Origin of the sequence: Candidatus Kirkpatrickella diaphorinae, from assembly GCF_025736875.1 — a bacterium.
Lineage (GTDB): Bacteria > Pseudomonadota > Alphaproteobacteria > Acetobacterales > Acetobacteraceae > Sorlinia > Sorlinia diaphorinae.
In genome coordinates, this window is the sequence record NZ_CP107052.1 from 1,027,739 (window position 1) to 1,041,543 (window position 13,805).

The window sequence follows — 13,805 nt, forward strand, 5'->3', positions numbered from 1 at the left end:
CATGAATTACCGCCACGCATTTCACGCCGGAAATTTCGCCGATGTCGTCAAACATGCGCTTTTGGTTGACCTGCTGGCGCATTTTAAAAGCAAGGATGCCGGTTTCGCCGTGCTCGACACACATGCGGGCAAAGGTATTTATGAGCTGAATGCCGAGGAAGCGCAAAAGACGAAGGAATGGCGCGACGGGATTGGCCGGCTCATCCCCCCGCGAATCGCGCATGGCGCCGCATTGCCGGATGTTTTGACACCTTACATCAACCTCATGCGCCGTTTCGGCGCGCCACAATCCTATCCGGGTTCCCCCAGCGTGATCGCGTCGCTGTTACGCCCGCAGGATGCGTTGATCTGCTCCGAGTTGCACCCCGATGACGCCGCCGCGCTGGCGCGTCTCTTCCGCAGCAACCGACAGGTCTCTGTGCACCATCTTGACGGTTACCGTGCGGTCAAAGCCTTTCTGCCGCCCCGCCTCATCGGGCGCGGGCTGGTCCTGATTGACCCGCCTTTTGAAAAAACAAATGAGTTTGATCGGCTCCGCGCGGCAATTTTTATGGCGCGTCGGCGCTTCCCGGCCTCGGTGGTCGCGGCATGGTATCCGATCAAACATCGCGCCCCTGTTCGGGAGTTTCAGGATATGCTGATTGAGACGGGTCTCAAGAAACTTCTGACCTGCGAATTTCTGCTTAACCCGCCGACGGACCCGACACGCCTGAATGGATGCGGCCTTCTCGTGGCGAACCCGCATTATCGATTTGATGAAAATGCGCGCCACATTCTTGAAGCGCTCGCACCCTATTTGCAGCAGGAGGAGCCGCCTGAAATCTCCGTTCGCTGGTTGGTGGAAGCATGAGCCCGCCGCGCCACATCGCCATTATCGGAGCAGGTGCCTGGGGGATCGCCCTCGCGCAGAATTTCGCCCGCGCAGGCCATGACGTCACACTTTGGAGCCGCAGCTCCGTTGACCCCACCACGCGCAGACTTCCACGGCTGCCGCAAGTCGCGCTTCTGCCCGCCGTGAACGTCACCAACATGATGCCGAAAGGCGCTGATGACACGCTTTTCGCCACCCCCACCCACGCATTGCGCGACGTCGCCGCTGCTTCTATGGGCGACGGCCTGGTTATCGCATGTTGTAAGGGTTTGGAGCGTGACAGCTACGCCTTCCCCGCCGACATCTTGCGCGCTACCTGTCCGGGGCGCGATGTCGCTGTGCTATCCGGACCGAATTTTGCCGGTGAAATTGCGAAAGGCCTGCCCGCGGCGGCCACGTTGGCCGCATCGCACTTATCGTTGGCGGAGGAGATCGCGTCCCGACTGGCGTCACCGCGCTTTCGCCTTTACGCCTCCGATGATTTGACGGGTGTGCAATTGGCCGGTGCGGCTAAAAACGTCATCGCCATTGCGGCCGGTATCGCCATCGGGGCGCAATTGGGGGAAAATGCGCGTGCCGCCTTGATGTCGCGCGGCCTGGCGGAGATGCACCGCCTTAATCGTGCCCTTGGCGGGCAGGCAAAAACCCTCTCCGGCCTAAGCGGCATGGGGGACCTTATCCTGACCTGCACCGGCCCCTCATCCCGCAATTTCCGGTTCGGCCTGGCGCTGGGACAAAATGCGGATGCGCGCGCCCTTGCCCTGGATGAGACGCATGGCATTGTCGAAGGCTGTCGCACCGCCCCGCTCCTCCTTAAGCTGGCGCGCCGCCATGCCATCGACATGCCCCTCGTTGAAACCGTGTCAAAATTGATCGCGGGCGATATGTCTGTCGCGGCGGCGAAGGCAGCCCTCATGTCCCGCCCCCTCGCGACGGAGTAACCCATTCCGGTGCTTTCATATCCCCGACGTGACGCCGTCCCTGTGCGAGGCAATCTGTCGCGATGAGGTAAGGGACGGCGACGAAATTCGATGATGCCCGCGTGATGCTGCTGGCGAAATCAGCGTATAAGGCGCGATACTCCGCATAGGCATCGGCCGCATCGGGCGACAAAATTTCGCCATTGACCGACCAGGACGCGCCACTCTCCAGCGCCTGGATGATCGTGCCATCTTTGAGGTGCCAGGTGATGGTCCAATTCTCATCATCCGCCTCTGCACCGATATCAAACCACGCTTTAACCGGGATTTTCTCGGCACCCGCTGAAAGATGAAGCGCGACGCGGATTGGAGTCTCCGCGCCTGCCGCGAACGCCATATCTCCTTGTTGATAGACCAACGGCGCTTTCATAATAGCGTGCAGGAGTGAGAGGGCGTTGACACCCGCATCAAATGCGCCGAACCCCCCGGCTTTCCAGAGCCATCGCGCCCCGGGATGCCAATTACGGTGATCTTCCTGCCAGCAGATCACGATCTCCCGGATGTCGCGATTTTTGAGGCATGTCGTGATGGCGGGGATGCACGGCGCATAGCGACTATGCCACCCCGTGAAAAGCGTCACATCACGCTGCACCGCCATTTGCTTCAGCGCAAAAAGCGCGGAAAGGGAGGAAACAGGCGGCTTCTCCAACAGAACATGAAGGCGCTTCTCCATCGCTATTGCCGCCAGAGCATAGCGGGACGCTGGCGGGGTGCAGATTGCCACGCAGTCACAATCTCGGCCTGTCTTAAAGAATGCGGGCAGATCCGGGAAGCAAGGCAGACCGATATCAACATCCATTTGCGGATCGACCACGCCGACCAGCTCAAATTCCCGGGATTTTCGTAGCACCGGAACATGTTGGGATTTCGCGATCTGCCCATAACCCACCAGAACGATCTTCATCATGCCGCGCTCCTGAGAGCATTCAACCATCCGCCTCGTGAAGAATCAGCGTGCACCCCTGACGCAACATGGCAGCGTGCCAGAAGGCCATCTTCCTTTGGAAGCACCTTACCGATCCGGCCGCAATTTCATGACGCTTCAAGGGGTGACGGGCCAAGCTCCTCCAACAATGCCAGTAATTTTGCGTAAGCTTTGTTACGATAAGCGACAAGGGCGGCCTTTTTTTCAGGGCTGTAATCTCCGTAGAAACCTTTGCCATTTTTGACACCATGGGCGCCCTTCTCCACCATCTCCGCCAGCAGGTCAGGCATCGCCATCCGGCTGCCATAGGCTTTTTCAACCGTTTTGAAACAATCCGCGTAAACATCCAGCCCCGCCATATCCGCGATGGCGAAAGGGCCGAAAAAGGGCAGGCGGAACCCGAATGTCGTGCGCACGACCGTATCGAGTTCAGACGTCGTCGCGACCCCTTCCTGCACAATTTTATCCGCCTCTTTCAGCAGCGCATATTGCAGGCGGTTCAGCACAAAAGCGGGCCTGTCCGCCACCTCCGCCCCGATGCGGTTCGCACGCTTCAACAAGGCTTTTACAGCGGAGACGACGTCATCAGTGGTCGCCTCACCACGCACAATTTCCACGCCGGGTATGAATGGTGCCGGATTACTGAAGTGGATGATCAGAAAGCGCTCAGGATGCGTGACATAGGGCGCCAGCGTGTGTACAGGCAGGGTCGATGTATTGGTGCCCAATATCGCGTCGGGCCGTGCAGCGGCGCAGATGCGCTGGTAAACCGCCTGCTTGATGGAGGGCACTTCCGGCACGGCCTCCTCGATCAGGTCCCGGTCTTTCACCGCGGCCTCGATGGACTCCGCCATGCGCAGATTCGCCCTGACCAGCGCCGCGTAGCCCGCCTGCTTCAGGCCCTCCGCCTCAAAGCGTGCGGCTTCCTCAAGGAGGCGCTGGTAATTCCGGCGTGTTGAAACGGGGTCGATATCGGCGATCGTCACGTCCAGCCCGGACGCGGCGAGAGATTGCGCGATGCCGCCCCCCATATATCCGGCACCCACCACGGCGACCATCTTCAGTTCTTCCGTCATCGTGAAACCCCGCATGAATATCGGTGTCAATTGGCACTTTAAAATTTACTTTATGGATATTTTCCGTCCAATAATAAAACCTGAAGCATATTTCAGTATTTTGAATTGCGCGGCACTCAAGATGTGCTGGCCAGACGTCGCGTCCCCTACTTCCAATGAAGGTGTGCAGACGTCGATGCGCGGGTCAGACGTCTCACCGTCGCACGGTTACAGGTGTTGACGCCGCATCGCGTTAATCACAGCCGGCCAGGCTTCGCTCCCTCATTGAGGGTCCGGTCGATTAACCGTATAACCTAACTTGTCTCTTACGCGGAGCACCTGATGACGACGACGACCCTTGACGACTTTTATCGACTTGAACTCAAGGCCCTTGACGAGAAGACCCCCATCTCATTCAGCGCCTTCAAGGGGAAGGTGGTTTTGATTGCCAATACCGCCTCCAAATGTAAATTCACGACTCAATATGAGGATCTGCAACATCTCTGGACGCTTTACCGCACCTCCGGGCTGGTTGTTGTGGGCGTACCATGTAATGATTTCGGCCAGCAGGAGCCGGATGATGCGGCCACCATCAAAGAGTCATGCGCCGTCAATTACGGCGTCAGCTTTCCGATGACACAGAAAACCACGATCAAGGGCCCGGAAATTTCGCCCCTGTTCCAATGGTTGCAGCATGAAGGCGGCTGCCTGAGCAAACCGCGCTGGAATTTCTACAAATATATTGTCGGGCGGGACGGACATCTTGCCGCGTGGTTCTCATCCATCACACGCCCCAGCTCACGTCGTTTTAGGGAGCGAGTGCGCCGCTGCCTCGACAATTGATCTCTTTCAGGCATAATCGCGCACGTTAAACCATGTGCCGTTAAGGACTCTTCCCGTCCGAAGCCTGTAACAGAGACGCCATGCTCAGAAATTTTCTCACCGTCGGTGGATGGACGCTCGTCTCCCGCGTCCTCGGGCTTGTGCGGGATCAACTTCTGGCCGCGCTGCTGGGTGCGGGCATCGCGCAGGATGCTTTTCAGATTGCCTTCCGCCTGCCCAATATGTTTCGCCGTCTTTTCGGTGAGGGGGCGTTCAACGCGGCTTTCGTCCCGCTTTTTACCGAGAAGATGACGTTGCACGGCGCGTCAGCCGCACGCCGTTTCGCCTCAAACACCATGAGCTGGCTGGCGATCTGGCTGGCCGGGATCACCATCCTCGGTGAACTCTTCATGCCATGGGTGATCTCATTCATCGCACCCGGTTTCGGCGCCGGGTCAACGCGGTTTGATCTGGCGGTCACGCTCAGCCGCATCACCTTCCCTTACCTTTTGTTGATTTGCATCGCGGCGCTCCTTGCCGGGGTGTTGAACGGTATGCACCGCTTTGCGCTGGCGGCCGGGGCTTACGTGTCTTTCAATGTTGTCGGCATCGCGGCGATCATCCTCGGGGCACATGTGTTTCATATGCCGGCGCAGGCAGCGTCATGGGGGATCACACTTTCCGGCATTGTGCAGCTTGGGTTGCTTTACGTTGCCACGCGCCGGGCGGACATGAAACTGCGTTTGCAGCGCCCCGTCATGGATGGCGACATGCGCAACGTGCTGCGCCGCCTCGCCCCGGGTCTTGTCGGCTCAGGGGTGACGCAAATCAACCTGACGATTGATACGATGATTGCGACCTTGCTGCCAGCAGGGTCAATTTCCTGGCTGTATTTTGCTGATCGCATCAATCAGCTTCCCCTCGGCGTGCTGGGTGCAGCGGCTGGCACGACCATTCTGCCGGTTCTGACCCGCCACCACGCCTCCGGGGACCGGGAGGGCAGCCGGGAAACCCTCAATCGCGCCATTGATTACGCGATGTTGCTGACCCTGCCCGCCAGTTTCGGGATCATCGCGCTGGCGCCGGAAATCATGTCGGCGCTTTTCGGTTATGGTCGTTTCACGATGCAGGATGCGTCATTCGCCGCGCAATCCCTCCGCGCCTACGCGATCGGACTGCCCGCTTTCGTGCTTGTCAAAGTCCTGTCACCCGCTTTTTTTGCGCAAGGTGACACGAAGACGCCGGTCCGCATCGGGTTCGGCATTCTTGCGCTGAATCTCGCGCTCAATCTTTCCCTCTATCGCCCTCTCGCGCATATCGGGCCGCCATTGGCAAGCTCCCTCGCGGCGATGGTCAATTTCGGTCTGCTCTGGTGGTTGCTCCATCGACGCGATGCAATGCGAATCGCTGGCGTGACCATGCGACGGCTTTTGATCATGCTGGGTTCCGCATTCATCATGGCTGTGTTGATTCGGATCGCGGCGCTGTATTTTATCCCGGATTTTATGTTCTGGCGAGGCTGGACCCGGATTGGCGTTCTGGGCGTCATGATCACCTCCGGCGCGGCAATATATCTTGCCTGCCTTCAGATTTCAGGTGTTGCGCGCGTGCGTGACCTCGCAGCGGCCCGACGCAGGATGCAAAACCCGGCACCATGACATGCGCAGAGGCTTGATAAATACTTACCTCGTGTGAATTTTTTGCGTATGATCGGTGTCAGGACCGTCAACGGTTCTGACATGCCCCCCTCGCAAGAAAAGCAGCCATCGTCGACTGATGAATCAAAAAACCGGAAAAACGCCCAGCCCGACCCCTGAAGGCGCGACGCCCGCCATGGCGCAATGGTTTGCCCTCAAAGCACAGGAGCCGGATGCCCTTCTTTTTTTCCGGATGGGGGATTTTTTCGAGCTGTTTTTCCAGGATGCTGAAACTGCGTCCCTGGCGCTTGATATCAGCCTGACAACACGTGGCCGCCATCAGGAAACACCGATCCCGATGTGCGGCGTACCCGTCGCTGCCGCAGCCAGTTACATCGCCCGGCTGATCCGGCGGGATTTCCGTGTCGCCATCGCGGAACAGATCGATGCGCCGCCCAAAAAAGGCGATCCGGCGCAGAAAGGCCCCCTCAAACGGGCAATCGTGCGTCTGGTAACACGCGGCACGTTAACAGAGGATGAATTACTGGAGTCAAGCAAGGCCAATATCCTCCTGTCACTCATCCGCCTCAAATCCAACGCCGCCTCAGCCCCGATCGGCGCCGCCTGGATCGACGTTTCAACCGGGGAGCTTGAGACCTCCATCGTTGATGTCGTTGAAGTGGATGAGCTGCTTTCACGCATTGACCCGGTTGAGATCCTGACCGACCTGCATGATTTAGTGTCGGAACCGTACCGTAGCCATGTCGTGCGTGACCTGCGCATCCCCGATATCGATATTGCCCGCCTTGCCGTGGCGCGTCGCTTCGGCCTGACGCAGATCGGCTCACTCGGTCCCTTCTCGGATGAGGAGATCGTCGCCTGCGCAACTGTCCTTGCGTATGTCAAGCGTACATTGGCGGATAATGTGCCGCGCGTCTCACGCCCGCTCCGCCTTGATCAATCCTCCGCCCTTTCCCTCGACCCGGCAACGCGGGCAAGTCTTGAGCTTCTATCCGCGCGTGACGGGACCACCACCCACACTTTATTATCCGCCGTGGACCGCACGTACACGGCAGGTGGAAAGCGCCTGCTGGCGCGCTGGATCTCATCGCCCTTGATTGAGCCCGGCACCATCGCCGCGCGACAGGAAGCATGGAAATGGCTCGCCCGGACGCCGAGCTTCCTGGATGCATTGCAGGATGTGCTGAAACACACGCCCGACCTTGCACGCGCGCTGACGCGCCTCTCCTCCCTGCGTCTCGTCCCGCGGGATCTCGGTGCGGTCAAGGTGGCGTTACTGTCCGCGGATCGCATCATCGCGCTTTTACGACCTGTTTATAGCGACAACACGCCTGAATATATTCGCAGGCTTTATACCGGCCTTCACCGCCGTGCGGACCCGTTGCTCAACAAGCTTGAAGCCGCCCTGAAGCCGGACCTGCCCGCACGGCTTGAAGATGGCAATATCATCGCCGCGGATTATAATGCCGAGCTTGATGCGGCCCGCGCCTTGCGGGACCATAGTCGTCAGGCGATCGCGGCATTGCAGGCGCAATATGCCGCGCGTTATGAGGTCAGCAGCCTCAAAATCAAATATCACGCGCAGCTCGGTTATGTTGTTGAAACGACAGCGACCCACGCCAACCGCCTGCGGGAGGACAACTCCCTGATCTTCCGGCAGGGCACGGCCAATCTGGCCCGTTTCAGCACAGATGAGCTGATATCGCTGGAGCGCGCTATTATTGAAGCCGCAGACCGGGCGCAGGCGCTGGAAGTCGAGATTTTCACGAAGCTCGCCCATGAAGCGCTTGACCACCCGGCCCTTGCCGGGATGGCGGAATTATTCTCCCTCGCCGATGTGCTGGCCAGCGCGGCAGAACTCTCACAGGAGGGTGTGTGGTGCTGCCCGGACGTCACGGCGGACCGCGCTTTTGAAATTGAAGCCTGCCGCCATCCGGTGGTGGAGGAAGCGCTGGATGACGGGACGCATTTTATCCCCAATGACTGCGCCTTACCGCCTGAGCATCGCGTCATGCTGCTGACCGGGCCGAATATGGCGGGCAAATCGACATTTTTAAGGCAGACCGCGCTTGCAGTGATCCTCGCCCAGGCGGGGATGCCGATCCCGGCGAGGCGCGCACGGATCGGCGTCGTGGATCGCCTCTTCTCACGGGTCGGGGCCGCTGACGACCTTGCGCGCGGACGCTCCACCTTTATGGTGGAAATGTCCGAGACAGCCGCAATTTTACGCCTTGCCGGGCCGCGTTCCTTCGTTGTGGTGGATGAAATCGGGCGGGGCACCTCCACGCTGGATGGTCTCGCCATTGCGTGGGCCACTCTGGAAGCGCTGCATTCACAGCTCGGCGCCCGCACGATTTTTGCGACACATTTCCATGAATTGGGCCGCCTGACGGACTCAATGCCGCACCTCACCCCTTATACGATGATGATCAAAGAGTGGAAGGGCACGATTATTTTCCAGCATGAAGTGCGCAAGGGGGCCGCGCGTAAAAGCTGGGGCGTCCATGTGGCCCGCCTCGCCGGTGTGCCGGAATTTGTCGTTAACCGCGCGACGCGTCTGCTGGCCGCGCTGGAGGCACAGCAACCGGGCATTGCGGCGCCTCTACCCCTTTTTGAACCCTTGGCGCCGTCCGAGAATGACGACACGCCGATAGCGGATAACGCAGGGCAGACGGAAACTTTGGCGGCGGACGCCACTTCGATTCATAAGGTCATCCGCAAGCTGGAAGCGCTGGACCCTGACAGCCTCACCCCGCGGGACGCGTTGGCGGCGCTGTATGAGCTTCAACGCCTCGCGCGGGAATCAGGGCACGCGCGACGCGACGCATCATGATGGCCCGGGAGGATATGCGTGCAGATCAGGAGCGCCAGAGGATGATCGAACAGGCTCTCACAAATGCCCAGACGATGCACACCTCGCTCGAAATAGCGATCGACGCCCTATATCGTGAAAGCGGAACCCCGACGCGGGAAGACGCCGTGGCCATCTTCCGGCGGCATCTTGGACGTCATTATGGGGAGATCCGGCAATTATTTGAGGGCCGCCACATCAAAGGCATCGCCTCCGCCAGCATGATGGCCGCGCTGATGGATGGCGTGATTGACTGCCTTGATGTTTTCGCGCGCAAACATACGTCGGCCAGCACGCAACCTCTCTGTATCTGTGCAACAGGGGGTTATGGCAGCGGCTTACTGGCGCCGCATAGTGATATTGACCTGTTATTTCTGACGTCAGGCGCATTGACGCCGCCATTGGCGGAGCGCATCGAATTCATCCTCTATTTTCTGTGGGATCTGGGCATTCGTGTCGGCCATGCCACGCGTTCCGTCGCGGGCTGTCTGGAGGCCGTTAAGACGGATATCACCATCCGAGCCAACTTGATGGATGCCCGCCCTGTCGCTGGTGCGCTGACGATCTTCACCGAATTGCAGAACTGCCTTCTCTCTGAAAAAGGGGATGCGCGGGCCTTTATCCTCTCCGCCCTGAATGAAAGGGAACGCCGGCACAAACAATTCGGGGATAACCCTTTTATCGTTGAGCCCAATATCAAAGAAGGGCGCGGCGGATTACGTGATTTGCAAACTCTCGGCTGGATGGCCCGGATCGCCTCTGAAAGCGATGGCTCGGTCTTTACGGTGCCGCACCCGCATACGGAACCCGCTTTCAGCGCCCTTGATATCCTGACCGAACAGGAACGCCAGCGCGCACGCCGCGCCTGGAACTTCCTCTGGACCATCCGGCTGCATCTGCATTACATCGCCGGTCGCGCGGATGAGCGGCTTTTGTTTGAGACACAACCCGTCATCGGCGCGCGCATGGGTTATGCCAGCCATGGACGCCAGCAGGGCGTCGAGCGCTTTATGCGGCATTATTTCCTCACCGTGCGGGAAATCACCCGCCTAGGCTGTCTGATCGAGCCTGTCATCATGGCGCGCCTTGACCCGCCGCAACCGTCCCTGACGAAAAACAACCCTGCTTACGAGGCTTTGAAAGGGCTGCATCTGACATTGGTCGATGGTCAGATCGCACCGACAGACCAGACGGATTTCGATGCACGGCCCGCCGATATGCTGCGCCTGCTGGACGTCGCGCAGAATAACCAGTTACCCATTCACCCCCTCACCATCCGCGCATTGATCCAGCATGAGCGGCGCGCAACAAGTTTGCGGGATGATGCTGAGTGCATGCTTATTTTCGCGCGGCTTCTCACCGCGCGGGGCCTGCCTTCGGAGGTGGAAAAGAAAGCACCGGGGCAGAATGCCCCCTGCCGGAAAACCGCGGCGGACTGGCTACATCTGCTTAATCAGACGGGATTGATGAGCGCCATTCTGCCGGAATGGTCGCGGGTTGTCGGGCAGATGCAGTTCGACACCTACCATATTTACACGGTTGATGAGCACAGCATCGCCGCCGTCCGCATGCTGGGGGAAATTGAAAATGGCCGCATGGCGGACGAAATCCCGATTGTTTACACGCTGGTCGACGCTATCCAGTCACGCCCTGTCCTTTACTTCGCGACGCTGATCCATGACATCGCAAAGGGACGCGGGGGGGATCACTCCGTTATCGGCGCTGAAATCGCAGCCCGTTTGGGACCAACACTCGGCCTGAAAGCGGAGGAGACGGAAACGCTCTCCTGGCTGGTGCTGCATCATTTATTGCTGTCGCAAACCGCCTTTCGGCGGGATATTGATGATCCACGGACGATCCTTGACCTGGCGGACGTCATCCAATCGCCGGAGCGCCTGCGTCTTCTGCTGATCCTGACCGTCGCGGATATTAGAGCGGTCAGCACAACAGTCTGGAATGCCTGGAAAGCAACCTTGCTGCGCGAGCTCTATATTCGCGTCGCGGAAGTGCTTGAAGGCGGACTCGCCGCCTCGGAAACGGATGAGCGGATTAATTTCGCGAAAGCCCTGGCCGAGAAAATGCTTCAGGAGAACCGCGTCAAGCGCGGTGAAACAGCGCGCTTTCTGGCCCGGGGATATGGGAGTTACTGGCTCGGTTTTGACTCAGCGACCCATGTGCGCCATGCGCGCCTGCTGGCGGAGGCCGATGCCGCCAACGCGCCTTTATCGGTTGAATCCACCCCCGTCCCCTCCCGCGACGTGACGGAAGTCACAGTGATCAGTAAGGACCGTGTCGGTCTGTTCTCGCGGATTGCGGGCGGGCTGGCCGTGGCGGGGGCATCCATCGTCGATGCGCGGATTCATACGCTGCGTGACGGATTCGCACTCGACACATTCTGGATTCAGGATGCGCGGGGGAAAGCATTTGATACGCCCGCACAATTGATGGAACTTAACAGCAAAATTGAACGCAGCATTAATGACCAGCTCGACGTGCCCGGCCTTCTGTGCCGCGCGGTGGCGGAGCGGTCACGCAAGCGCATGCGGCTGATCAACGTGCCCATTCGCGTCGTTATCGATAATCGTGCGTCTGACCGCCACACCGTGATTGAAATTAACGGCCGGGATCGGCCTGGCCTGCTTTACCGCATCGCGCAGACGCTTAACGGCCTGGGACTTCAGATTTCCTCAGCGCACATCACAACCTATGGCGTGCGCGCCGTGGATGTTTTTTACGTACGGGATGCTGACAGCAATAAAATCACGGCGCCTGATCAGTTGGATCTTATCCGAAGTGCCATTATTGAAAGCCTGACGGAAGCCGACTCTGTCTTCATTGAATTGGAAAGCTGAGCGGACCGCCCTTTATACCCCCCGGGTCTCACCGATATTGGTCGGCGCGTTGCCGCAAATCGTGACACGCAGCGTCGATGACCGGCTTCCATGCCGCGCAGGGAGGCTCCGCTCGCGCGGCATTGAAAATGGTGACGTTGCGATACCAGCGCGGCCCCAGCCAGCGCCAGTCGCCGCCAAAACGGTTGAGTAACCACACATCGCGTCCCATAGCACCCGCAAGATGCGCGATGGACGTATCGACCGAGATGATGAGGTCACATCCTTGAATTTCCGACGCTGTCGCCCGCCAGTCCTGCAACTGGCCTTGCGTGATGTGGCACCCTTCCACCGCATCATCGTGCTCTTTTTGTAAAGAGACGAAATTGACGTTAGGAATGGCAAAAAGCGGTGCGAGAAGAGCCGGATCAATGGAGCGCCGTGCATCGAAACGATATCGCGACGACCCGCGCCAGCAGATTCCCACCCGAAATGAGCGCCCTGCCGCGATGGCGTTGGCGGAAAGATAAGGCGTATCATCCGGTTCAGCAATCTGAAGCAAATGTGGCAGGCTCATCATGCCGCAAGATGCGGTCGCGTCCCCCGCCCAGCGCAGCCGCCCCGATTTTAAATGCGCGTCAAGCGCGGGATGCAGGTGGATAAGAGGATGCAGAGCCGCATCAGCCTGAAGAATAACCGGCACACGTGCCAGCGCAGCCGGTAGAAACCGCATGAACTGGATGAAATCCCCCGCCCCCTGCTCCGCCTCAATCAGAACGCAATCTGAACCGACCCGCCCATCCCATGGCGGCAATGGAGAAGATTGCCCGAGGACCGCATGTCGCGCCTCAAATAAACGCCACCCATCGCGCATTCTGCCCTCTGCCAGGCGCAATGTCGCGAGGTTGTAAGCCGCGCGCGGCGCTTCCGCATCGTCGCCCTGCATCAACGCTGCGTAAATCGCCGCAGCTTCACGCGTCTGGCCCATCTGCTGCATCAATGTCGCGGCATTGTTGCGTATGCGCCGATCATCCGGCGCCAGGTTCCGCGCGCGCGCCATATCGGCTTCCGCCGCATCGAAATAGCCTAGGGCTAAAGCGGTGAGCGCGCGATTGACGCGCGTATAGGCGCTATCGCCGCCCAGTGCCACCGCCTTATCGAGCGCCGCCTGCGCCGCCTCCATCTTGCCCGCTTCAAATAAAGCCGCACCCAGATTGGCCCAGGCGAACCCGTTTTCAGCAAGGGTTTCCGCAATCATCCGGAAAGGCGCGGCGGCGGCCTCAAATTGCCGCAGGGACATGAGGCGCTCAGCATATTCCTGCCAGACCGGGATCGGCTCTGCCGCGAGGTCAGCGGCGCGATTCCAGCTTTCGGCCCCTTCCTCATAGCGGGATTGCTGGATCAACACTCCGCCTAAACCGGCATGGGCGCGGAAATCCTGCGGCGTCAGTAATGTCGCAACGGAAAATGCTGCCCGCGCGGGCTCGAGATGCCCGGCCTCATACAGCGCATGTCCAAGGGTGATGTGATAAAGCGCCCGCTTCTCATCCGAGAGTTCCTCTTTGAGAACCTGCCCGATCAAAGCAATGGCGCGGTCAGGCCGCCTTTCCGCACGCGCGACGCACGCCATGCCGTGAATCGCATCGTGATCATCCGGCATCTGCGCCAGAATATTCTGGAAGCGCGCAGTGGCTCCTTTCAGGTCCCCAGACGCCAGAAGCGCCATTCCTGTATCGGCAATATTCTGTTTTTGAGAAGCAAGGCGCATCGCTCTATTTTTAACTTAGATGACGGGATTGAAAAGCCCATCAT

9 protein-coding genes are annotated in these 13,805 nt (G+C 59.3%); 6 read left to right on the forward strand and 3 right to left on the reverse strand.

All coding sequences use genetic code 11. The features are described 5' to 3' along the window. The first annotated feature begins 1 nt into the window (after position 1). Positions 2-850, forward strand: a complete 849-nt coding sequence (locus tag N5W20_RS04620; RefSeq protein WP_319807737.1) for a 23S rRNA (adenine(2030)-N(6))-methyltransferase RlmJ — start codon at positions 2-4, stop codon at positions 848-850. After that, positions 847-1,812, forward strand: a complete 966-nt coding sequence (locus tag N5W20_RS04625) for an NAD(P)H-dependent glycerol-3-phosphate dehydrogenase (RefSeq protein ID WP_319807738.1) — start codon at positions 847-849, stop codon at positions 1,810-1,812. Before N5W20_RS04620 ends, N5W20_RS04625 begins: the two co-directional genes overlap by 4 nt. On the opposite strand, the gene N5W20_RS04630 is transcribed toward N5W20_RS04625, so the two are convergent. Both N5W20_RS04630 and N5W20_RS04635 read right to left on the reverse strand, forming a co-directional pair. Next, positions 1,784-2,758 carry a Gfo/Idh/MocA family protein gene (locus N5W20_RS04630; protein WP_319807739.1) on the reverse strand — a complete coding sequence of 325 codons (975 nt, stop codon included), beginning with the start codon at positions 2,756-2,758 and terminating at the stop codon, positions 1,784-1,786. The genes N5W20_RS04625 and N5W20_RS04630 overlap by 29 nt on opposite strands. A gap of 125 nt (positions 2,759-2,883) precedes the next feature. Further along, a complete protein-coding gene (locus N5W20_RS04635) occupies positions 2,884-3,852 on the reverse strand; it encodes a 3-hydroxyacyl-CoA dehydrogenase family protein (RefSeq protein WP_319807740.1) in 969 nt (322 codons plus the stop codon). Positions 3,853-4,173: 321 nt separating this feature from the next. On the opposite strand from N5W20_RS04635, the gene N5W20_RS04640 reads away from it, so the two are divergent. The 4 genes from N5W20_RS04640 to N5W20_RS04655 all read left to right on the forward strand — a co-directional run bounded on the left by N5W20_RS04640 (position 4,174) and on the right by N5W20_RS04655 (position 12,014). Beyond that, positions 4,174-4,674, forward strand: coding sequence for a glutathione peroxidase (locus tag N5W20_RS04640; protein ID WP_319807741.1), 501 nt, complete (start codon positions 4,174-4,176; stop codon positions 4,672-4,674). Between the two features lie 80 nt (positions 4,675-4,754). Next, positions 4,755-6,311: a murein biosynthesis integral membrane protein MurJ gene (gene murJ, locus N5W20_RS04645; protein ID WP_319807742.1), complete on the forward strand. Its 1,557-nt coding sequence runs from the start codon at positions 4,755-4,757 to the stop codon at positions 6,309-6,311. Between the two features lie 118 nt (positions 6,312-6,429). Continuing rightward, positions 6,430-9,144: a DNA mismatch repair protein MutS gene (mutS, locus tag N5W20_RS04650; RefSeq protein ID WP_319807743.1), complete on the forward strand. Its 2,715-nt coding sequence runs from the start codon at positions 6,430-6,432 to the stop codon at positions 9,142-9,144. Continuing rightward, a complete protein-coding gene (locus tag N5W20_RS04655) occupies positions 9,141-12,014 on the forward strand; it encodes a [protein-PII] uridylyltransferase (RefSeq protein WP_319807744.1) in 2,874 nt (957 codons plus the stop codon). Before mutS ends, N5W20_RS04655 begins: the two co-directional genes overlap by 4 nt. A 28-nt stretch (positions 12,015-12,042) precedes the next feature. On the opposite strand, the gene N5W20_RS04660 is transcribed toward N5W20_RS04655, so the two are convergent. Beyond that, positions 12,043-13,761 carry a tetratricopeptide repeat protein gene (locus tag N5W20_RS04660; protein ID WP_319807745.1) on the reverse strand — a complete coding sequence of 573 codons (1,719 nt, stop codon included), beginning with the start codon at positions 13,759-13,761 and terminating at the stop codon, positions 12,043-12,045. Between the last annotated feature and the right edge of the window lie 44 nt (positions 13,762-13,805).